Source organism: Candidatus Nanopelagicales bacterium (genome assembly GCA_018003655.1).
In the GTDB taxonomy this organism is placed as follows: domain Bacteria; phylum Actinomycetota; class Actinomycetes; order S36-B12; family UBA10799; genus JAGNDY01.
This window is the reverse complement of record JAGNDY010000002.1, coordinates 53,869-75,240: the sequence shown is the minus strand read 5'-3', so window position 1 is coordinate 75,240 and position 21,372 is coordinate 53,869. Positions and strand designations below refer to the sequence as shown.

At 63.2% G+C, this 21,372-nt stretch carries 19 protein-coding genes; 16 read left to right on the top strand and 3 right to left on the bottom strand.

The features are described from left to right. The 8 genes from KAZ48_00975 to KAZ48_00940 form a co-directional block, all read left to right on the top strand. A partial coding sequence (locus KAZ48_00975; protein MBP7971342.1) for a hypothetical protein occupies positions 1-226 on the top strand: 226 nt, incomplete at its 5' end. Positions 227-357: 131 nt separating this feature from the next. Beyond that, positions 358-903, top strand: a complete 546-nt coding sequence (gene ruvC / locus KAZ48_00970) for a crossover junction endodeoxyribonuclease RuvC (protein MBP7971341.1) — start codon at positions 358-360, stop codon at positions 901-903. Continuing rightward, positions 900-1,529 (top strand): Holliday junction branch migration protein RuvA, encoded by a 630-nt coding sequence (gene ruvA / locus KAZ48_00965; GenBank protein ID MBP7971340.1) that lies wholly within the window; start codon positions 900-902, stop codon positions 1,527-1,529. The genes ruvC and ruvA overlap by 4 nt, the downstream gene beginning before the upstream one ends. Beyond that, complete coding sequence (gene ruvB, locus KAZ48_00960) at positions 1,526-2,602, top strand: Holliday junction branch migration DNA helicase RuvB (GenBank protein ID MBP7971339.1); 1,077 nt, start codon at positions 1,526-1,528, stop codon at positions 2,600-2,602. The genes ruvA and ruvB overlap by 4 nt, the downstream gene beginning before the upstream one ends. Positions 2,603-2,677: 75 nt before the next feature. Continuing rightward, a complete protein-coding gene (yajC, locus tag KAZ48_00955; protein ID MBP7971338.1) occupies positions 2,678-3,040 on the top strand; it encodes a preprotein translocase subunit YajC in 363 nt (120 codons plus the stop codon). A gap of 45 nt (positions 3,041-3,085) precedes the next feature. Next, the gene (gene secD, locus KAZ48_00950; GenBank protein ID MBP7971337.1) at positions 3,086-4,843 is read left to right on the top strand and encodes a protein translocase subunit SecD; all 1,758 of its coding nucleotides are present in this window, start codon (positions 3,086-3,088) and stop codon (positions 4,841-4,843) included. Then, positions 4,843-6,003, top strand: coding sequence for a protein translocase subunit SecF (secF, locus tag KAZ48_00945; GenBank protein ID MBP7971336.1), 1,161 nt, complete (start codon positions 4,843-4,845; stop codon positions 6,001-6,003). Before secD ends, secF begins: the two co-directional genes overlap by 1 nt. Before the next feature lie 40 nt (positions 6,004-6,043). Beyond that, on the top strand, positions 6,044-8,350 hold the full coding sequence (locus KAZ48_00940; GenBank protein MBP7971335.1) for a bifunctional (p)ppGpp synthetase/guanosine-3',5'-bis(diphosphate) 3'-pyrophosphohydrolase: 2,307 nt from the start codon (positions 6,044-6,046) through the stop codon (positions 8,348-8,350). 18 nt (positions 8,351-8,368) lie between these two features. Here the strand turns inward: KAZ48_00940 and KAZ48_00935 are convergent, their stop codons facing one another. Further along, on the bottom strand, positions 8,369-9,664 hold the full coding sequence (locus KAZ48_00935) for a DUF349 domain-containing protein (GenBank protein ID MBP7971334.1): 1,296 nt from the start codon (positions 9,662-9,664) through the stop codon (positions 8,369-8,371). Beyond that, positions 9,664-10,494, bottom strand: coding sequence for a peptidylprolyl isomerase (locus KAZ48_00930; protein ID MBP7971333.1), 831 nt, complete (start codon positions 10,492-10,494; stop codon positions 9,664-9,666). Before KAZ48_00930 ends, KAZ48_00935 begins: the two co-directional genes overlap by 1 nt. A gap of 86 nt (positions 10,495-10,580) precedes the next feature. Between KAZ48_00930 and KAZ48_00925 the strand changes: the two genes are divergently transcribed. From KAZ48_00925 to KAZ48_00905, 5 genes are all read left to right on the top strand, one after another. Continuing rightward, positions 10,581-11,309 carry an MBL fold metallo-hydrolase gene (locus KAZ48_00925; protein MBP7971332.1) on the top strand — a complete coding sequence of 243 codons (729 nt, stop codon included), beginning with the start codon at positions 10,581-10,583 and terminating at the stop codon, positions 11,307-11,309. A 45-nt stretch (positions 11,310-11,354) separates the two neighbouring features. Beyond that, positions 11,355-12,578, top strand: coding sequence for a histidine--tRNA ligase (locus KAZ48_00920; GenBank protein MBP7971331.1), 1,224 nt, complete (start codon positions 11,355-11,357; stop codon positions 12,576-12,578). Then, positions 12,575-14,320: an aspartate--tRNA ligase gene (gene aspS, locus KAZ48_00915; GenBank protein MBP7971330.1), complete on the top strand. Its 1,746-nt coding sequence runs from the start codon at positions 12,575-12,577 to the stop codon at positions 14,318-14,320. The genes KAZ48_00920 and aspS overlap by 4 nt, the downstream gene beginning before the upstream one ends. A gap of 113 nt (positions 14,321-14,433) precedes the next feature. Beyond that, a complete protein-coding gene (locus KAZ48_00910; GenBank protein ID MBP7971329.1) occupies positions 14,434-15,696 on the top strand; it encodes a replication-associated recombination protein A in 1,263 nt (420 codons plus the stop codon). Between the two features lie 168 nt (positions 15,697-15,864). Next, positions 15,865-16,236, top strand: a complete 372-nt coding sequence (locus KAZ48_00905) for a hypothetical protein (protein MBP7971328.1) — start codon at positions 15,865-15,867, stop codon at positions 16,234-16,236. Positions 16,237-16,255: 19 nt separating this feature from the next. Here the strand turns inward: KAZ48_00905 and KAZ48_00900 are convergent, their stop codons facing one another. Beyond that, entirely contained in the window at positions 16,256-16,960 is a 705-nt protein-coding gene (locus KAZ48_00900; protein ID MBP7971327.1) for a GAP family protein, read from the bottom strand. Between the two features lie 181 nt (positions 16,961-17,141). Here KAZ48_00900 and alaS point away from each other — a divergent pair, with 181 nt between their 5' ends. The 3 genes from alaS to mltG are packed head-to-tail and all read left to right on the top strand — an operon-like array spanning position 17,142 to position 21,372. Beyond that, positions 17,142-19,814, top strand: coding sequence for an alanine--tRNA ligase (gene alaS / locus KAZ48_00895; GenBank protein MBP7971326.1), 2,673 nt, complete (start codon positions 17,142-17,144; stop codon positions 19,812-19,814). Further along, a complete protein-coding gene (gene ruvX / locus KAZ48_00890) occupies positions 19,799-20,272 on the top strand; it encodes a Holliday junction resolvase RuvX (protein ID MBP7971325.1) in 474 nt (157 codons plus the stop codon). Before alaS ends, ruvX begins: the two co-directional genes overlap by 16 nt. Further along, a complete protein-coding gene (gene mltG, locus KAZ48_00885) occupies positions 20,269-21,372 on the top strand; it encodes an endolytic transglycosylase MltG (protein ID MBP7971324.1) in 1,104 nt (367 codons plus the stop codon). Before ruvX ends, mltG begins: the two co-directional genes overlap by 4 nt.

Here is a 21,372-nt window from a genome sequence, read left to right as displayed (position 1 = left end):
GGCCGCGGCGAAGAAGGCCCCGGTAAAGAAGGCCCCAGCGAAGAAGGCCCCGGCGAAGAAGGCGCCGGTAAGGAAAGCCGCAGTCAAGAAGTCGGCGGTCAAGAAAGCCCCGGCCAAGAAAGCCCCGGCCAAGAAAGCCCCGGCCAAGAAAGCCCCGGCCAAGAAAGCCCCGCCGAAGAAGGCTCCGGCGAAGAAGGCTCCGGCGAAGAAGGCACTCACCGACTGAGGTCGCGAACCTGGTTGGAGTTGGCGCGCCGCCGCGACGTTGAAGGGTCCGGGCGCTAGTGTCAAATCCGAACATGTGTACGACTGAATGCCCTCGGTGGGTTAAGTCGCAGTTTCGGCGGGAGGTTGCTCATGCGTGTGCTTGGCGTGGATCCAGGCCTGACCCGTTGCGGTATTGCCGTGATCGATGCTGGCGCTGGGCGCAGCGTCCGGCTGCTCAGTGTTGATGTTGCTCGGACACCCAACACCGCGGAGTTAGGCGATCGGCTGGTCCTCCTTGAACAAGCCTTCCTTGCGACGATCGCGGAGTTCGGTCCCGATGCTGTCGCCATCGAGCGGGTGTTCAGCCAGCACAACGTTCGCACCGTCACTGGTACCGCGCAGGCAGCTGGAATAGCTGCGCTGGTCGCCGCGCGATCGGGTATTCGCGTCGCCTTCCACACACCTAGTGAAGTCAAGGCCTCGGTAACCGGATCCGGTGTCGCTGGCAAGACACAGGTGGCAAACATGGTGTCCAGGATCGTCAATCAGCCGGTCGCAGGGCCAGCAGATGCAACCGACGCCATCGCCTTAGCGATTTGTCATGCGTGGCGTGCCCCGGCCCAACAGGCGATCGATGCCGCCGTGGCTCGACAGCAAGCGACTCTCGCGGCTGCCCAATTGGTGGTTCGATCATGATTGCGTCTCTGCGGGGACCCGTGACCCAGGTAGGACGCGAATCAGCGATCGTCGAGGTTGGCGGTGTCGGACTATCCATTCAGTGCACCGCAACGGATCTGCGGCAGCTGCATCGAGGCGGCGAGGCGACGCTCTTCACAAGCCTCGTGGTACGGGAAGACTCGCTGACGTTGTTCGGATTCTTGGACGCGGATGGGCGAGACACTTTCGACGTGTTGTTGTCGGTTTCGGGAGTCGGGCCACGATTGGCACTGGCAGTGCTGTCGGCGTTGACCGTGGAGCAACTGCGGGCAGCCATCCACGCTAATGACGAGGCGGTCTTGGTGCAGGTGCCCGGGATCGGACGCAAGGGAGCGCAGCGAATGGCCCTCGAGTTGGCTGGCAAGATTGCTCCACCAACAATGGCCCATATTGATGTCCGCGATTCGTCATCCCCGCCGGACGGCGACGCTCGCTGGCGAGCTTCTGTGCGGGAGGCCTTGATGAGTCTCGGGTGGTCGGCACGGGAGTCCGACGAGGTCGTCGTGCTGATTGCCCCCCAGCAGGCGCAGTATCAGGAGCTCGACGACGCAGCTCTTGTGGCCAAGATGCTGGCCCTTGCTCTGCGCGGGTTGGATACCCGATGAACGAGGACCGTACCGTCGCACCGCAGGCCACGGCCGAGGATATTGTCACCGAAGGTGCGCTTCGACCGGAGTCCCTGGCTGAGTTTGTCGGCCAGAACCGGGTACGTGATCAACTGGGCCTCGTGCTGCAAGCCGCCAAGCAGGGTGGCCGCACGGCCGATCACGTCTTGCTGTCAGGTCCGCCCGGTCTGGGCAAGACCACGCTGGCCATGATCGTCGCCGCCGAACTCGCTGTTCCGCTGCGGATCACCAGTGGGCCCGCTATCACCCACGCCGGCGATCTAGCGGCGCTGCTTACCAGCCTGCAACCGGGCGAGGTGCTGTTCCTCGACGAGATTCACCGACTCGCTAGACCGGCCGAGGAGATGCTCTACCTGGCGATGGAGGACTACCGCGTCGATGTGGTGGTGGGAAAGGGCCCCGGCGCTACCGCGATCCCGCTGGAGCTTCCTCGCTTCACTCTGGTCGGCGCGACAACGCGGGCGGGTCTGTTGCCCGGCCCGCTGCGGGATCGGTTCGGCTTCACCGCACACATGGATTTCTACGAACCTGCCGACCTGAAGACCATCGTGACGCGCTCGGCTGGACTGCTCGGGGTCGAGCTGCAGGCCGATGGCGCAGCCGAGATCGCCCGACGCTCCCGAGGCACCCCTCGGATCGTCAACCGACTGCTGCGCCGGGTTCGGGACTACGCCCAGGTTCACGGCAACGGGACGATCGACCAACCGACCGCCTGCGCGGCACTTGAGTTGTTCGAAGTTGACGAGCGAGGCTTCGATCGCCTCGACGTCGCCGTGCTCAGCGCCCTCGTGAAGCACTTCGCCGGCGGACCAGTAGGACTCTCCACGCTCGCGGTCGCGGTCGGAGAGGAACCCGAGACCGTCGAGAGCGTGGTTGAGCCGTTCCTGGTTCGGGCGGGAATGGTGATGAGGACCCCCCGCGGTCGCGTCGCAACGGCGTCGGCGTGGTCCTACTTTGGGCTACCGTCGCCTCCCGGGCCAGCGGGCGCTCAACAACTACGTACCGGCGGTGCGGAGCCGCTCTTGCTCATCGAGGATCCAGAGTCGGGTTAGGATCGCACCACAAGCCATGTCGGCCTAAGCATCGTCAACAGCGACCGTGGCGGCGACAGATGAACGGAGTCCACGATGAATGTGCTGCCCATCGCCATGCTCGCGCTACTGGCGCTCGCTTTTTGGTTTCTCGTCTTGCGTCCCGCCAAAGCGCGCCAAGCCGCGCAGGTGAAGCTCGTCAACCAGATCGAGGTTGGTCAGCGAGTCATGACAACGGCTGGCATGTTCGGCTACGTCCGATCCGTCTCCGATGAGGAGATCGGCCTCGAAATCGCCCCCAACGTGATCGTCCAGTTGCTCAAGCCCGCGATTGCCAAGGTTGTTGACGACGGCTTCCCGGCTGTATCCGACGATGCCGATGAGGTTGCCAGCACCCAGGACCTGACAGAAAGTCCAGCAGACATCGCGGCAGATGCGCCGAACACAGATGGGCGCTGACAAACTGACACCCGCCCTGTCCACCTCGAACCTGGGATCCCACTAGTGGCAGCAACGTCCAAACCACGTCCATGGCGCACGCTCATAATCTTGATCGTGCTACTCGTCGGGCTAGGAACGTGGGCATTTTGGCCTGGTCAAGATCACGCGCCCCGGCTTGGCCTGGACTTGCAGGGCGGCACTCAGGTCACCCTCGTACCCAAATCGGCCAACGGCCAGGGGGCAGTCTCCAAGGAACAACTGGACCAGTCGGTCCAGATCATTCGCCAGCGCGTCAATGCCTTCGGTGTGTCCGAGGCAGAGGTGACGACCCAGGGTTCCGGCGGAAGTTCAGCGATTGTCGTGTCGGTACCCGGTGTAAACCAAGATCGCATTGCCCAGCAGCTGTCCCAAACGGCCCTGCTGGATTTCAGGCCGGTCAAGGAGGAGCAGGCGGGTGGGCCGCTGCCCGCGTCGGACACCGGTACCGGCACGAGCAAGTCCGTCACCCCGGGCACGCCCGCGCCAAAGAAGACCAGCAAGAAGGGTTCCTCGGTGCCGTTGGCCGATCCGACCCCAACCCCCACGCCCACCGCGTCGCCGAAACCCAACGACGCGCAACTGCCACCGATTCAATCTCCGACGAACAACGTCGTCCTGCAGCAGGCATTCGCCAAGCTCGATTGCTCGAATCCTGCGAACCGCCAAGGCGGAACCCCGGACGACCCGGCACAGTGGATCGTTACCTGTTCCAAGGACGGAACCGCCAAGTACCTGCTGGAACCGGCATTCATCAAGGGCACCCAAGTCAGCAACGCATCAGCTGAACTTCCCCAGAACGGTGCCGGCGGCTGGCAGGTCAACCTGACATTCGACGCGAGCGGTGCCAAAGCCCTCGCTGACGTATCAACCAAGCTGTACCAGCAGCCGCCACCGACGAACCAGTTCGCCATCGTCCTCGATGGCCTGGTGCAGTCCTCGCCCTACTTTCAGGAGCCAATCCTCGGCGGGACGGCGTCGATCAACGGCAACTTCACCGCCGAGGGTGCCCGCGACCTGGCAAATATCCTCAAGTATGGCGCCCTGCCAGTGAACCTGACGGTTGCCGAAGTCACCTCGGTTTCTCCGACTCTCGGCGCCGACCAGTTGAAGGCAGGACTACTTGCCGGTGGCCTTGGGTTGCTGTTGGTGGTGTTGTACTTGCTGGCCTACTACCGTGCGCTTGGCGTCGTCGCGGTCGTCAGCTTGATTGTCGCTGCGGGCATCACGTACTCGCTGTTCGTGATTCTGGGCCGAACCCTGGGCCTGGCGTTGACGCTTGCGGGTATCGCCGGTGCGATCGTGGCAATCGGTATTACGGCTGACTCGTTCGTCGTCTACTTCGAACGAATACGCGACGAGGTCAGGGATGGTCGATCCCTACGGGTTGCGTGCGAGGTGGGCTGGACCCGAGCGCGCAACACGTTGCTAGCCGCTGACTTCGTGTCGCTGCTGGCCGCTGCGATCCTCTACTTCATCTCCATCGGCAATGTCCGCGGATTCGCCTTCGTCCTTGGTGTCACCACCATCATTGACGTGGCAGTCGCATTCATGTTCACCAGACCGGTGGTGGCGATTCTGGCCCGGACGCCTTGGTTTGCCCACGGCGGCTCGATGACCGGCATGAGTCCGGCCCGACTGGGAGTCAAGTCAGTTGATCCCGACTCCGAGTCCAGGTCACGCAAGCGGAGCAAAACCCCAGTTCCTGCTGGCGGTGGGGGATTGGCGGACGAGCCCGGCGACGATGTCGGCACAGCCACCGCGGCCGGAAAGGACGAGAGCTGATGTCACGAATTGGATCGTTCGGCTCGAAGCTTTACCGCGGCGAGGTCTCGTACAACATCGTTGACAACCGTCGCCGCTGGTATGCCCTGTCGGCGATCATCCTGCTGACCGCCGTCTTGGGTTTGGCGGTTCGCGGGTTGAACTTGGGAATCGAATTCAAGGGCGGTGCCGAGTTCGTCGTGCCGACCAGTTCGTGCTCGGTGGAGCAAGTCCGTGACGTCACCACTAAGGCGGGCGCCAGCGACCCAATCGTCACCCAGCTCGGCAACGGCAGTATCCGCGTGCAGACTTCGGTGCTCACACCTGATCAGAGCAATGCCTTCCTCAACGACGTGAGTACGACCTGTGCGGTCGATCGCAACGACGTGAAAGTGCAACTGGTCGGTGCGACCTGGGGTGGTGAGATCACCAAGAAGGCTCTCCTCGGGCTGGCTGTGTTCATGGTTGCGGTCACGATCTTCCTGACCGTCTACTTTGAATGGCGGATGGCGGTGGCGGCCCTAGTCGCCCTCATCCACGACCTGCTCATCACGATCGGCATCTATGCGTTGGTGGGCTTTGAGGTAACCCCTGCCACGGTCATTGGGGTGTTGACGATCCTTGGCTTCTCGCTGTACGACACCGTCGTCGTGTTCGACAAAGTCAAGGAGAACACCCGCGGTATCGCGGGTCAGAGCCGCATGACCTACAGCGGTGCGGCAAACCTCGCCGTCAACCAGACGATCGTGCGCTCGATCAACACCTCCATCGTGGCGTTGTTGCCGGTGGCGGCAATCCTCTTTGTTGGGGCGGGCCTGCTGGGTGCGGGCACGTTGAAAGACTTGGCGCTTGCATTGTTCATCGGAACGGCGGCGGGTACTTATTCGTCGATTTTCGTGGCGACGCCATTCTTGTGCCAACTGAAAGAGAAGCAACCGCAGATGAAGGCGCTCGCGGCCCGTGTGGCTGGACGCAAAGCGGGTCTGGATCGCAAAGTCTCAGAGCGTGCAGCCCGCGGTGACGCCGCCGGGGACGTGGATTCCGACGGTTCCGATTCGGCGGCGGTTAGTGCTGGGGCGGCAACGGCACCAGCAACCACCGCCCGCAAGGAACGACCACACCGCCAGGGCCCGCGTAATCAACCGAAGAATCAGCCGAAGAGTAAACGAAACAAAGGCTGACCCGGTCTGTCACAGTTGCCCGTAGAATCGGCAGCCAAGACTGAGGACGAACTGGCCCCACTGTTGGGAGGTACCTGTGACACAGGAAACCCCGACTAGCCCAAACGCCGACGGCAACGCCACGCTTCGCCGCCGGGCGCTGGCGCGCTTGGGTGGATCGCGTGGTAACCCGCCCGAACTCGATGGTGTGCTGCGCACGCTGCGCCAGTTTCATCCCAAGGCCGACCGGCAGGTTGTCATCCGTGCCTACGAGGTTGCTGCCGAGTTCCATCTTGGGCAGATGCGTCGCTCTGGCGACCCGTACATCACTCACCCCGTCGCCGTCGCGGAGATTCTGGCCGATCTCGGAATGACGGCGCCCACCCTGGTTGCGGCGCTGCTGCATGACACGGTCGAGGACACCAGCTACTCCCTTGACGACCTGCGGGAGGAGTTCGGCGATGAGATCGCCCGCCTCGTCGACGGGGTGACAAAGCTCGATCGAGTCAAGTACGGCGACAGTTCCACCGCCGAGACGGTTCGCAAAATGGTGGTCGCGATGGCCCGCGACATTCGAGTGCTGGTGATCAAGCTCGCGGACCGCTTGCACAACATGCGCACGCTGAAGTTCATGCCGCCGGACAAGCAGGAAAAGAAGGCCCGCGAGACGCTGGAGATCTACGCGCCGCTTGCCCACCGGCTTGGGATGAACACCATGAAGTGGGAATTGGAAGATCTCTCCTTCGAGACCCTGTACCCGAAGATGTTCGACGAGATCGTCCGGCTGGTCTCGTCGCGCCAGCCGAGCCGGGATAAGTACCTGGCCCGCGTAATCGACACGGTCGAGGAAGACCTTCGAGGCGCCAAGGTCAAGGCCAAGGTCATCGGCAGGCCAAAGCACTACTACTCGATTTACCAGAAGATGATCGTCCGCGGCCGCGATTTCGCCGACATCTATGACTTGGTCGGCGTCCGAATCTTGGTCGACTCCGTCCGCGATTGCTACGCGGCACTCGGGGTGGTTCACGCCCGCTGGAATCCGGTTCCCGGCCGATTCAAGGATTACATCGCGATGCCGAAGTTCACGATGTACCAATCGCTGCACACGACGGTCATCGGTCCCGAGGGCAAACCGGTCGAGTTGCAGATCCGCAGCTACGACATGGATCGCTCGGCGGAGTTCGGCGTTGCCGCCCACTGGCGATACAAGCAAACCGATGTCGCTGGCAAGCACGGTCCCGATGACATGGGCTGGCTGCGCCAGTTGATGGAGTGGCAGCGCGAGACCGAGGATCCAGAGGAGTTCCTCGACACGCTGCGCTACGACTTAGGCACCAGTGAGGTCTACGTATTCACGCCTAAGGGCGATGTCATCGCCTTGCCGGCAGGCTCCACCTCAGTGGATTTTGCGTATGCGGTGCACACCGAGGTCGGCCACCGGACCGTCGGCGCGCGCGTAAACGGCAACCTGGTCTCGTTGGAATCGACGCTAGATAACGGCGACGTGGTGGAGGTATTCACCTCCAAATCCGAGAACGCCGGTCCGAGTCGGGACTGGCTGTCGTTTGTGGTGTCCCCGCGGGCCCGCAACAAGATCAAGGGTTGGTTCTCGAAGGAACGCCGCGAAGAGGCCATCGACTCGGGTAAGGAGCAGCTTGGTCGAGCGATGCGCAAACAGGGACTGCCGATCCAGCGGTTGATGACGGCCGCCAACCTCCTTCCGATCGCCCAGGAGTTGGGATTCGCCGATATCTCGACGCTGTACGCAGCAATCGGTGACGGCCGGATTTCCGCTGCTGCCGTTGTCAGCCGGATCGTTCAATCGCTCGGTGGTGAAGAGGGCACCGACGATGACATTGCTGAGGAAACCACGCCTGCCTCGGCGACTGCCGCAGCTACCGCCGCCGCCGCCGCCCGACCTGCCACTGATCCCGGGATCATCGTGGCCGGTACTCAGGATGTCCTAGTCAAACTCGCACGCTGCTGCACGCCGGTGCCCGGTGACGACATCGTCGGGTTCGTGACGCGAGGTTCGGGAGTCTCGGTCCACCGCAAAAACTGCGTCAATGTGCCGTCCCTATCCGAGGACGCTGCCCGCATGGTCGGGGTGGAGTGGGCACCAACGGCCAACAGCGTCTTCCTGGTGAACATCCAGGTGGAGGCACTCGACCGCGCGCGTCTCCTCTCAGATGTGACGCGCGCCTTGTCCGATCAGCATGTCAACATCTTGTCGGCCTCGGTCGCCACGAGCAGGGACAGAATCGCGTTGTCGCGGTTCACCTTTGAGATGGCTGATCCCAAACATCTTGGCTCGCTACTGAACACGGTCAAAGGCGTGGAGGGTGTGTTCGACGTTTACCGGGTCTAACAAGGCCGCGAGGGCTGGTCAGCCGCCGAACTTCGCGAGTCCTGACTCGGCTGCCGCCAACAACGTCTGGGCTGAGTCCAAGGCGCTCTGAGCCTTGGCGGTGGCCGGCTCGTCGCCGGATGCTTTCGCGGTGGCCAACTTCTTCTCCAATTTCTCCACGCTCGAACGGAAACCCGAGACCGTGTCGGCGGCTCGCCCACGCAGTTCGGGGTTGGCTGAAACTCCCCGGGGTGAGTCGGCACCACGGACGGCGTCTTCGACTTTGCTGAGGCGCGCTTCAATGCGCTTCATATCGCCACGCGGAATCCGACCGATCTTGTCCCACTTGTCATGGATTGAACGCAGAGCGCGTTTGGCGGAACGGGGATCCTTGACGGGCACCAGCCTCTCGGCTTCGGCGAGCAGTTCCTCCTTGGCTGCCAGTGCCTTCTTCTCGTCCTCGTCGCGGCTTGCATAGGTCGCGTTGCGAGCCTTGAAGAACGCGTCCTGGGCAGCGCGGAATTGGCCCCACAATCGGTCGTCAGATTTGCCTGCACGTCCGGCCTTCTTCCACTTCTCCAGCAACTCTCGGTAGGAGCGGGTGGTCTTGGCCCAATCCGTCGAGGTCGACAGCCTCTCGGCCTCCTTCACCAGTTCAAGCTTGGCATCCTTCGCGCTGTCGCGGGCGCTTTCCAATTCCGCGTAGTGCACTCTGCGGCGCTTATCGAACGCTGTTCGGGAGGCGGACAGCCGCTTCCAGAGCTCGTTCTCGGACCCACGATCAGATCGCGGGATGAGCTTCCACTCGTCGATGATCGCCTTGAACCGTTCGGTGGTGACACGCCACTGCTCGGAGGTTGCGAGCTTCTCTGCCTCTTCGACCAGCGCCGTGCGGGCAGCCTTCGACTGTGCGCGATCGGCCGCTTTGGTCTCGGCCAGTGCGGCTTTCTTGACGTTGATGAGGACCTCAAGTTGGCCAACCCGGGCGACTAATGCCGCTAGATCACCGACAAAAGCCGGCTCGGTCAGGGCGGCACGAATCCTGCCCACCGTCGCCTGCGCCTGCGCTGGTGTTGCTCGATCGTCTGCCAGGCGTTTGGCAGCCAGGTCAATCTCGGTGACCAAATCCGCGTACTTGTTCGTAAAGAACTCCATTGCCTGCGCGGGGTTCCCGGTCGCCCACTGCCCGACCTGCCGCTCGCTGCCGTCGGGCAGTCTGAGGAAGACCGCGCCGTCGTCGGCAATCCGGCCGAAGTTCGCTGCCGGCGCAGGCTGTGGGCGTACCCCCGGGGACGGCGCCGGTTTGGGCGCTGGGGGTGGTGTCGGAGTGGACATCAGCCGTTCCTCACGGTTGCAGACTTGATGATGAGCGGTTGGTTGGGCGGGCCGTCAGCAGGTCCGGTCGTGGACGCGGACGACACACCTTGGGAAGCAACGTACTGAACAACGTCCAGGCCGCCGGTCACCTGCCCGACGATCGTGTAGTCCGGCTGCAGTGGGCTGTCCTGGTAGACCAAGAAGAATTGGCTGCCACCGGTGCCTTTGCCCGCGTTGGCCATCGCAACCGTGCCAGCCGGGTAGCTGGCCACACCATTCGCTCCAGCCTTGGGCAGGTTCTCTTCCGGCAGCTTGAACCCAGGACCTCCCTGGCCATCCAGACTGGGTGATCCGCACTGCACGACGAAGATGCCCTCGACCGTCAGCCGATGGCAGCTGTTGTTGTCGTACCAGCCCTGATCGGCCAGGAATGCGATCGCGTTGGAGGTCTTCGGTGCCTGCGCAACGTCAAGGTCGATGACGATGGATCCGCAATTGGTGCCCAGGGTCATGGTCGCTCCTGGCTTAAGGCCTTCATCTGTGGCCTTCGTGAAGCTCTTGGTCTGCTTGCTCGGCGTTGCGTCGGTGCAACTGACGTTTTGGGGCGTCGGGATCGGCGCTGGGGCGGCACTGGCGCTGGCGGGGGCGGCATCGCTCGCCGGCGCCGTTGTGGGGGTGCTTTCCGGCCAGGCGGCAAAGATGATTCCACCCACGACGATCAGGCCGAAGACGATTCCCGCAGCCCACAGAGCACGCGCCCGGTTCTGCTGCCGTTGGGCAGCGCGACGGGCAGCTTGGCGCTCGGCCTTCGCTCGGGCTACCTGCCTCGCGCGCTTGTCGCTGACCAACGTCGGGTTCCTCTCAAAGTGGCATGTCGGGCAAGGTAGGAGTGTAGGTCGCAAGTGCTGCGGACGAGGTCGTTACCCTCGTGCACGTGTTCATCGTTGGATTTCCGGCTGGCCCATGGGCGACCAATTGCTATGTCGTTGCTGCTGGCCCTGGCCAAGAGTGCATCGTGATAGATCCAGGTAAGGATGCCGCGCCCGGAGTCGACGACCTTGTTGCTGAGCATAAGCTCAAGCCTGTTGCGGTGGTGCTCACCCACGGTCATATCGATCACATGTGGTCGGTGTTTCCGGTATGCGAGGCACGCGACATCCCGGCATTCATCCACCCCGGCGACCGCGAACTGCTCAGCAACCCACTGGCTGGGATCTCCGGTGAAACCGCCGCAGCCTTCGCTGAGATGACCGGTGGTCGCATGCAGTTCAGCGAGCCGGACGACGTCCGCGAACTCGCCGATCAGGAACTGATCGAATTGGCTGGGGTGACCTTGCGGGTGGACCATGCGCCCGGCCACACCCCTGGGTCAGTGTCGTTCCTGGCACCGGCCGGCGACGACTACCCCCCGATCATGTTCAGCGGCGACCTGCTGTTCGCCGGATCCATCGGCCGCACCGACCTGCCCGGGGGAGACTCCGCGCAGATGATGGACTCACTGGCACGAGTGGTTCTGCCACTCGACGATTCCACTGCCGTGCTTCCCGGCCACGGCGGGACCACCACCATCGAGCGGGAACGCGCGACCAATCCGTTCCTGGTCCAACTCGCCGATGTCGGCGCACCAATCGTTGACTTGCCCGCGAACCAGCGGGGGCTGTAGCCGGTGGCCACTCGATTCCAATCGCCGAAAGGCGTCGCTGAGTACATGCCACCGGAGTCATCCGCGTTTCTTGCCGTGCGTGACGCTCTCGCGGGGCCGGCCACACGCGCGGGCTACGGCTACCTTGAGTTGCCCGTCTTTGAGGACACCGCGCTCTACGTCCGTGGCGTGGGGGAGTCCACTGACGTCGTCAGCAAGGAGATGTACACCTTCGATGATCGTGGCGGCCGATCAATCTCCCTTCGGCCGGAGGGGACCGCAGGGGTTGTTCGTGCTGTGGTCGAGCACGGCCTCGACCGAGCGGGGCTGCCGGTCAAAGTTTGGTACGCGGGACCGTTCTTCCGGGCCGAGCGACCGCAACAGGGCCGCTATCGGCAGTTCCACCAAGTCGGGCTAGAAGCGCTGGGGGCCGAGGACCCCGCCCTCGATGCCGAGGTCATCGCACTGGCCGACGAGGGCTTCCGCTCGCTGGGCCTATCGGGGTACCGTCTGCTGCTCAACTCGGTGGGTGACACGCAAACGCGGACGCGGTACCGCGAGGCTTTGACCGATTATCTCGCCACACTCGACCTCGACGAGGCGACGCGTCAGCGCGCCGAGCTCAACCCCATGCGCGTGTTGGACGACAAACGACCTTCGCTACAGCAGGCGATCGCTGCCGCACCCGAGCTCGCAGATGTCATGTCCGCTGACGCGGCGGACTACCACGAGCAAGTTCAGTCCTACCTGCGCGCCCTGGGCATCGAGTGGGTGGACAGCCCTCGGCTTGTCCGCGGCTTGGACTACTACTCCCGCACCACCTTCGAGTTCGTCCACGATGGCCTCGGGGCCCAGTCGGCGATCGGCGGTGGCGGTCGGTACGACGGGCTGATGGCCGCGCTCGGTGGTCAGGAGTTGTCCGGCATCGGGTACGGAATCGGAGTGGATCGGACACTGCTGGCGTGTCGGGCAGAAGGTCTGCGAATCGGCGACGAGCGGCGGTGCGAGGTGTTCCTGATCCCCATGGGAGGCGCGGCCAAACGTCCGCTGGTTCAACTTGCGGCGCAGTTGCGGGGCATGGGTGTGTCGGTCGATCTCGCCTACGGAGACCGAAGCGTCAAAGGCGCCATGCGCGCCGCTGACCGGGCCGGTGCGCGACTCGCCGTCGTGCTCGGGGAGCGCGAACTTGCGGCTGGCACGGTGGAAGTCAAGGACCTTACCGATGGACAACAACAGACGATTGCCTGGCAAGACGTCGCAACCACAGTTCAGGAGATGCTTTCCCGATGATGCGCACCCATGGAGCCGGAACCCTTCGAGCCGGCGACGCCGGTATCGAGGTGACGCTCGCGGGTTGGGTGTCACGTCGCCGTGACCACGGGGGTGTGGCGTTTGTCGATATCCGTGACTCATCCGGCGTGTCCCAAGTGGTGATTCGCGAGGAGCATGTCGCGCGCGACCTGCGGCCGGAGTCATGTGTTCAGATCACTGGCGACGTTGCCATCAGGCCCGCTGGCAACGAGAACGCGGAGATCCCGACTGGTGACATCGAGGTCATGGCGACCACGGTGAATGTGCTCAGCGAGGCCGCACCACTGCCTTTCGGCGTCGATGAGTACGCCGAGGTTGGCGAGGAAGCTCGGCTGCGGTGGCGGTACTTGGATCTGCGGCGTCCCGGCCCGGCGCGCGCACTGCGGATGCGCAGCGAGGTCAACCGGCTTGCCCGCGACGTGCTGCTCGAGCGTGGCTTCGTCGAGGTCGAGACCCCAACCCTGACACGATCCACGCCCGAAGGCGCCCGCGACTTCCTCGTTCCGGCCCGCCTGCGTCCAGGCTCGTGGTACGCACTGCCACAGTCACCCCAACTGTTCAAACAACTGCTGATGGTGGCCGGTTTCGAGAAGTACTTTCAGATCGCTCGCTGCTACCGCGACGAGGACTTCCGGGCCGATCGGCAGCCTGAGTTCACCCAACTCGACATCGAGATGAGCTTCGTTGATCAAAGTGACGTGATCGAGGTATCCGAAGCGGTCGTGCGCGCGCTGTGGTCCGGGGTGCGCGGTTTCGAGATCCCAACCATCCCGACGATGACCTACGGCGAGGCCATGACGCGCTTCGGCACCGACAAACCGGATCTGCGATTCGACATCGAGATCGTGGAGATGACCCAGTACTTCGCCGAGACCCCATTCCGGGTGTTCAAAGCGCCGTACGTTGGCGCCGTCGTCATGCCCGGTGGAGCGTCGCAGCCGCGACGCACGTTCGACGCCTGGCAGGAGTGGGCCAAGCAGCGCGGTGCACGCGGGCTGGCCTACGTCATCGTGGGAGATGACGGTGAACTATCCGGGCCGGTCGCCAAGAACCTGTCCGATGCAGAGCGCGACGGACTGGCAGCCGCTGTTGGCGCTGTTCCAGGTGACTGCGTGTTCTTCGCGGCGGGTGGAGCTGGCGCGGCTCGCGGTCTGCTCGGCGCGGCCAGGGTCGAGATTGCCGAGCGGTTGGACCTCATCGACCGCGAGCAGTGGTCGTTCGTGTGGATCGTCGACGCCCCGATGTTCGAAGCCATCGAGTTACCCGGCGGTACCACTGGTTGGACCTCGGTCCATCATCCATTTACCTCTCCGAACGATGACTGGATCGGCACCTTCGAGCAGTCACCTGGGGATGCGTTGGCCTCTGCCTATGACCTGGTCTGCAACGGCAACGAGATCGGCGGCGGTTCGATCCGTATTCACCGGGCCGATGTGCAGGAGCGGGTATTCGAACTGCTCGGCCTGTCAGCGGCAGAGGCACAGGAGCAGTTTGGCTTTCTGCTCGAGGCGTTCAACTACGGTCCGCCGCCACACGGCGGCGTTGCTTTCGGGTGGGACCGAATCTGCATGCTGTTGGCCGATGCGCCGTCGCTTCGTGACGTGATCGCCTTTCCCAAGACCGGTGCTGGTTTTGATCCCCTCACCTCAGCTCCTGCACCGATCACTGACGCCCAGCGGGCCGAAGCTGGCGTAGACGCCAAACCCGAACCGGAGGAATAGACACTCGTTCGCCACCATTGACATAGCCTGGCCAGGTGACCGGAACCGACACACCCAGCCTGTTCGGCGAAGCTTCCGATCCTGATCGGCCCGGCGCGCCGTTGGCCGCCAGGATGCGACCAAAGTCGCTGGCTGAGGTGGTTGGTCAACAGCACGTCTTGGGTGAGCAAAGCCCGCTCGGGCGCATGCTGTCCGGCGAAGGCGCACCAACCCGCAGTTCACTGATTCTGTGGGGTCCGCCCGGCACCGGCAAGACCACCCTCGCGATGCTCGTTGCACGAGCGACTGGCGATCGGTTCGTCGAGTTGTCGGCAGTCACCGCCGGCGTCAAGGATGTTCGCGCGGTCATTCAGGCGGCCAAACTTGAGCTCGAGCTGCGTAGCCGCGGAACGGTCCTGTTCATCGACGAGGTTCACCGCTTCTCCAAAACTCAGCAAGACGCCCTGCTGCCAGCAGTGGAAAACGGGTGGGTCACCTTGGTCGCGGCGACCACCGAGAACCCCTCGTTCGCGGTCATCGCGCCGTTGCTGTCCCGTAGCTTGCTGGTGCCACTGCGCTCGCTGGAGGACGAGGACGTTGCGGCCGTCATTAATCACGCGGTCACTGCCGAGAATGGGCTAGCAGGCCGGATAACCATCTCGGAGGAGGCGTTGCCGCACCTCGTACGGATCGGCGGCGGCGACGCGCGAAGGGCGCTCACGATTCTGGAGTCCGCCGCCGCGAGCGTTCAGTCCGGCGGCTCAGTTGAGGTGGAGGGAATCGAGCAGGCCGTTGCCCACGCTGTACCCCGCTATGACCGGGACGGCGATCAGCACTACGACGTCACCAGCGCGCTGATCAAGAGTGTCCGCGGTAGTGACGTTGACGCCGCGCTGCACTACCTGGCGAGGATGGTGGTGGCCGGTGAAGATCCACGGTTCATCGCGCGGCGGTTGGTGATTCTGGCCAGTGAGGACATCGGCATGGCCGATCCGAGCGCGCTCCAAACGGCTATTGCGGCCATGCACGCGGTCTCTTTTATCGGGCTACCCGAGGCGCGAATCACACTCGCCCACGCCGTAGTGCATTTGAGTTTGGCGCCCAAGTCCAATCGGGTCTACACCGCGATCAATGCGGCGATCGCCGACGTCGAGGCTGGTTTGGCTGGCGCAGTGCCAGCGCCGCTGCGCGATGGATCGAGTTCTGCGGCGCGATCGCAGGGCGCGGGCGAGGGTTACCGCTACCCGCACGACGAGGAGGCGGGAATCGCCGCCTTCCAATACGCTCCCACCGCTGTTGCTGACAAGCAGTACTACCAGCCGACCACACGCGGGGCCGAAGCTCGGGCGGCCGAATTGAATATTGGTATTCGAAAGAGCCTGGGTCGGCGCACCTGATGAAGGTACGCTGATCGGGAGAACAGCGGGAGGTTCTCATCGGGTGGTAGCAATACGGGTAGTAGCCACACGGCCGGTAGCAAGTGGCAACAAAACGGGTGGTACCAAAACACAATCGGGTCGCGCCGAATCGGTTTGACTAGGCAGCGACCGGGGGAGAATGCGACAGTGAGCAGAACTTTCTGGGTAGCAGTAGGTGCAGTTGGCGGCGTGTATGCGTACCGCCGTGGGCAACGGGCGGCCGCAGAGGCACGCGAACGCGGTTTGGTTGGCAACGTGCAGGCCGCCGCCGGTGCGGCAGTCTCCATCGCCAACGGAACAAGCAAGCTTGTCGCGTTGGCTGGTCAGGGTAGTGGCTATGGCCAGGCACTGGATGCTCAAGTCGATCCAGCTGTCGAGCGCGTTCAGGTCATGCCGGTACGTCGTACGCCGCTGAGTCGCCAGGATGCGCGGGTGCCCTCAACGGCGATGAAGCTCGAGGCCTTGAACCCCGAGTCCGTGGTCGATGTTCGCAACATTTCCTCACGTGCGACTGGCTAGCTGACGAGCAACGCGAACGTCAGCTCCACACCCCGAGGTCTCTGGTTCCAATCGCGACCAGGGTCAGCCCTGCGACGAAAAGAATGCCCGGCACGATGCTGCCGCTGTGTTTCAGTACGAAACTCCTGCCTCGATTGAGCCAGGGCGTCAGCTGGCGTCGGAAGATCAACGCGAGCAGCGATATGACGATGAACGTGCTGCTGGCCACCAGGGCAGTCACCAACACCGCTGTGGCCTGCTCAAACAGGTCCAACTGCCCGCGATGGATGAACAGGGCTGCTGCCAACCAGTAGGCAATGTTGGTGACGTTGAGCAAGCCGAAGATGAATCCGAGTTGGGCGGCCTGTCGAGGTGTAGCCGTCGACGCACGGTTGAGAAACGCAGCCGACTTGTCAGCTCCCGAGGTTGACTGATTGTGCCGGGACCGACTCCACAAGATCACTGCGGCGATCGCCATGAGCGAGCCAAGGATGACGCCGACGTATCCGACGACGGATCTCTCGTTGGCGCTGAATTGGATGCCCAGCAGTAGGTGGACGAGCGGCACAGAGACCGCAATTGCAACGAATTGACACGTGAACCACGTCGCCGTGAAGCTCAGCGCCGAACGGGCGGGGTGGTTGTTCAGCAGCATCACGCCGAGCGCGGCGAGTGGTAACGGACTAGTCGCCAACCCCCAACCCATCCACGCGCACAGCAGCAACGTGGTTCCAAAGCTGGTCATGGCGACAGCCTTGCTGACATGGGCACGGCGCTCAGTTTGCCCGCACAGGCGGTAAAGTCGAGACTCGAACCGCTGCACGCACTGCGTGTAGTCGCGGGGAACCCGAGTCCACGGGAACTCCTCGCTTCGGCTGCCAACAGGTGTTGGACAGCTCGGCCACTGACTGGGAGTTCGCGCACAGATGGAATCTGCAGAGATCAGACGCCGATTCCTGGCGTTCTTTCAAGAGCGTGGACACACAGTGGTACCCAGTGCGCCGTTGCCGCTCGACGATCCGACTCTGTTGTTTGTCAACGCCGGAATGGTGCCATTCAAGCCGTACTTCCTCGGTGAAGCGCCGCCACCCTACCGAACAGCAACCAGCGTTCAGAAGTGCGTGCGAACCCTCGATATTGACGAGGTCGGCAAGACCACTCGGCACGCCTCTTTCTTTCAGATGTGCGGCAACTTCTCGTTCGGTGACTACTTCAAGTCCGGGGCGATTCCGCTGGCCTGGGACTTGCTCACGGCATCGGTGGAGCAGGGCGGTTACGGGCTGGCCAAGGATCGCCTGTGGGTCACCGTGTACGAGGACGATGACGAGAGCGAGCGACTGTGGCTTGAGTTGACCGACGTCCCTGCCGAAAGGATTCAGCGACGCGGTAAAGCCGACAATTTCTGGTCCATGGGCGTGCCCGGGCCCTGCGGACCGTGCAGCGAGATCTACTACGACCGCGGTCCCGAGCACGGCCGGGAGGGCGGTCCGATTGCTGACGAAGACCGTTATCTGGAGATCTGGAACCTGGTCTTTATGCAATCCGAACGCGGCGAGGGCCAGGGCAAACAGGACTACCCGATCCTGGCAGATCTGCCTGCCAAGAACATCGATACCGGAGCGGGCCTGGAACGGATAGCGGCGTTACTGCAGGGTGTCGACAACATCTACGAGATCGACACCTCTCGGGTAGTGCTGGACAAGGCCACTGCGATTACCGGCAAGCATTACGGCGACAACGAGGCTGATGACGTGGCGCTGCGGGTCATCGCCGACCACTCGCGCACATGCACGTTCATCATTGGCGATGGCGTTCTGCCGGGGAACGAGGGTCGCGGGTACGTCTTGCGCAGACTCACTCGCCGGGTGATCAACAAGATGCGTTTGCTCGGGGCCACTCAGCCGGTGATGGCAGACCTCGTCGAGGCGGTCGTTGCCTCGATGGGCCCACAGTACCCAGAGTTGATAGCGGACAAGGAGCGCATCCAAGCGATTGTCACCACTGAGGAGAGGGCGTTTCTAGAGACGTTGCGGTCAGGAACCGCGATCTTCCAGACCGCCGTCGACGATTTGCACAAGTCCGGTTCCACCACGTTGCCGGGATCCAAGGCGTTCTTGCTGCACGACACCTATGGGTTCCCCATTGATCTGACGCTGGAGATGGCGGGCGAAGCGGGTCTGGATGTCGATCAAGCGGGATTCCGGGCGCTCATGGAGGATCAGCGTTTCCGGGCCAAGGAGGATGCGCGCAGTAAGAAGTCCGGCCTGGCCGACCTGAGTGTCTTCCGGGCAATTCTGGACTCCGATGGGGCTACCGACTGGTTGGCCTACGAGGGACTGGACTGCGAATCCCGGGTAGTCGGAATCATCAAGGAGGCACAGGCTGTCCCCGCGCTTGGCGAGGGTGAGGTGGGCACGGTGGTGCTCGACCGCACCACCTTCTACGCGGAGTCCGGCGGACAACATGCCGATGCCGGAGTTCTCACCGGTGACGGTGTCGAGATCGAGGTCATCGACGTGCAGCGGCCAGTCAAGGGACTCGTCGCGCACAAGGTTCGGGTGCTGCGCGGGGAAGTAGCCCTTGATCAGCAGGTGCACGCCCAGGTCGACCCAGCCTGGCGCCGCGATGCCCGGCAAGCCCACTCCGGTACCCACATTGTGCACGCAGCACTGCGTGAGGTGCTGGGCCCGACTGCGCTGCAGTCGGGTTCGTTCAACCGCCCGGGCTATTTGCGACTTGACTTCGCCTGGAGTGCGCCGCTGACCCGCCAGCTTCGCTCTTCGGTTGAGGAGGTGTCCAACCGCGCTGTACGCGACGATCTGCCGGTCGGGGTGCAGTACATGACGTTGGCCGAGGCAAAGAAAGCTGGCGCCCTGGCTCTGTTCGGCGAGACCTACGGCGACAGTGTTCGGGTGGTGGAGATCGGCGGTCCTTGGTCCCGTGAGCTGTGCGGGGGAACGCACGTCTCAGCGAGTTCGCAGATCGGCCCGATCGCGGTGTCGGGGGAATCGTCGATTGGCTCTGGAACCCGCCGCATCGAGGCGACGGTCGGACTGCCGGCGTTCGCATACCTCGCGCGGGAGCGGGACATGGTCGCGCAACTTGCCGAGATGCTCAACGTGTCCGCTGACGTGCTACCGGAGCGGGTCGCCGGGATGGTCGCACGGTTGAAGGACGCCGAAAGGGAGCTAGCCAAGACCAAGCAAGCGAATTTGGCATCCAACCTGACCTCGATCTTGGGAAGTCACATCGACATCGGCGACGTCCGACTCTGGACCTTCCGTGCTCCGGATGATTTGGGTGGCGGCGAGCTACGGGACCTGATCCAGCGGGGCATCGGCCTGACCCGTCCCGATATCCCGGTCGCGATGGTGGGGTCGTCAGAAGCTGGCGGCAAGTTGTCACTCGTTGCGGCAGTCAACGATTTGGGTAGGGATCGAGGCATTAACGCCTCGGACGTACTCAAGGCAGCGCTACCGTCGATTGACGGTCGTGGTGGCGGCAAAGCGGACATCGCCCAAGGCGGGGGCACCCGCCCGGCAGGTCTGAACGATGCGTTCGTAGCGGTCACCGACTACGTACGATCGGTCGCAGGTTAGAAGTGCGCCCGGGCATCCGGTTCGGCGTTGACGTGGGGTCAGTGCGCGTAGGAGTTGCCCGAAGCGATGCCAGTGGATCTCTGGCCGTGCCTGTCGCGACCCTGCGCCGCGGCAAGGGCGATCTTGCCGCGTTGGTGACGTTGGTGGCCGAGTACGAACCCCTTGAGGTGCTAGTTGGCATGCCGCTGTCCATGTCTGGCCAGCCTGGCAAGGCGGCTGCGTTGGCGACACGGTACGCCGAGGCGTTGGCTGCGGCGATCGCGCCCACCCCGGTCCTGATGGTCGATGAGCGGCTGAGCACCGTCCAGGCCCAGCGTGGCCTGCATGAAGCTGGCAGAACGACTCGCCAGGGCAGATCCGTGGTGGATCAGGCTGCGGCTGTCATCATCGTTCAGCACGCCCTTGACGCCGAACGGGCCACCGGAGAGCCCCTCGGCACGAATGTAAGGACGCCATGAGCCAGCTTGGCCTGACCATGACGAATCATCCTGAAAGCGAAGACCCGACGCCGGGACGCAGACGTTCACGCGTGGCGATCTGGATTGCGCTAGTCACTGTTTTCGCTCTGGTCGCCGGTGGCGCTGTCGTCGCCTACATCTTCGTTTTGAAGCCCGCACCCGATTACCCGGGTCCAGGGCAAGGCGAAGTCACGGTGCAGGTGTCACAGGGGCAATCGATTCCTGCCATCGCCGATGAACTGAAGGCCAAGGACGTGGTGCTGTCCACTGAGGCGTTCGTTGATGCGGCCAGTGGGGATGATCGTGCTCGTGGGATCCAGACAGGCTTCTTCAAGATGAAGGAACAAATGACCGCTTCCGGCGCGCTCGGCATCCTGTCCGATCCTGCCAATCTGATCCAGAGCGTCGTTGTTGTTCCAGAAGGCGCTACGGCAACCGACATCGCCCAAGCTGCCGCGGATGCGACAAAGATTTCGGTCGAGCAGTTCAATGCGCTGATCAAAGACCCCAGCGACCTGGGTTTGCCCGCGTACGCAAGGAATGACGTCGAGGGCTATCTGTACCCCGCAACCTACGACTTCGGTCCCGATGCGACCGCGACAAGCATCTTCAAGGCGATGATCGACAAGTTCAAGTCCGTCGCCACGGAGATCGACTTGGTCAAGCGTGCGGCCGCGATCGGCCAAAGCCCGCATGACATCGTCACCGTCGCGAGCATTCTCGAGAAGGAGGGCTACGAGAACTACTTCGCCCAAATCTCGCGAACCATCTACAACCGCCTGGCCGCCCCCATGCGGTTGCAGTTGGATTCCACCGTCAACTACGGACTGGGCACCAGCCAGGAAGAACTGACTGGAGCGCAACTCAAGCAGGACACCCCGTACAACACGTACCTGCACGACGGACTGCCCCCAACCCCCATCAACAGCCCTGGTCAGGCCGCGCTGGTGGCCGCACTTGACCCTGCGCCGGGTGACTGGACGTATTTCCTGTCCATCCCTGGCACCAAGGAGATGCGCTTCACCAACAGTTACAAGCAGTTCCTTAAGGACCAAGAGGACATGCGTGCTGCGTTCGATAAGCAGTCCAGCGGTCAGTAG

What these genes read in the sequence shown, in the direction of transcription:
- ruvC (MBP7971341.1), top strand. Translation starts at nt 358, where the DNA reads ATGCGTGTGCTTGGCGTGGATCCAGGCCTGACCCGTTGCGGTATTGCC.
- ruvA (MBP7971340.1), top strand. Translation starts at nt 900, where the DNA reads ATGATTGCGTCTCTGCGGGGACCCGTGACCCAGGTAGGACGCGAATCA.
- ruvB (MBP7971339.1), top strand. Translation starts at nt 1,526, where the DNA reads ATGAACGAGGACCGTACCGTCGCACCGCAGGCCACGGCCGAGGATATT.
- yajC (MBP7971338.1), top strand. Translation starts at nt 2,678, where the DNA reads ATGAATGTGCTGCCCATCGCCATGCTCGCGCTACTGGCGCTCGCTTTT.
- secF (MBP7971336.1), top strand. Translation starts at nt 4,843, where the DNA reads ATGTCACGAATTGGATCGTTCGGCTCGAAGCTTTACCGCGGCGAGGTC.
- KAZ48_00935 (MBP7971334.1), bottom strand. Translation starts at nt 9,664, where the DNA reads ATGTCCACTCCGACACCACCCCCAGCGCCCAAACCGGCGCCGTCCCCG.
- KAZ48_00920 (MBP7971331.1), top strand. Translation starts at nt 11,355, where the DNA reads ATGCCACCGGAGTCATCCGCGTTTCTTGCCGTGCGTGACGCTCTCGCG.
- aspS (MBP7971330.1), top strand. Translation starts at nt 12,575, where the DNA reads ATGATGCGCACCCATGGAGCCGGAACCCTTCGAGCCGGCGACGCCGGT.
- KAZ48_00910 (MBP7971329.1), top strand. Translation starts at nt 14,434, where the DNA reads ATGCGACCAAAGTCGCTGGCTGAGGTGGTTGGTCAACAGCACGTCTTG.
- KAZ48_00900 (MBP7971327.1), bottom strand. Translation starts at nt 16,960, where the DNA reads ATGACCAGCTTTGGAACCACGTTGCTGCTGTGCGCGTGGATGGGTTGG.
- alaS (MBP7971326.1), top strand. Translation starts at nt 17,142, where the DNA reads ATGGAATCTGCAGAGATCAGACGCCGATTCCTGGCGTTCTTTCAAGAG.
- mltG (MBP7971324.1), top strand. Translation starts at nt 20,269, where the DNA reads ATGAGCCAGCTTGGCCTGACCATGACGAATCATCCTGAAAGCGAAGAC.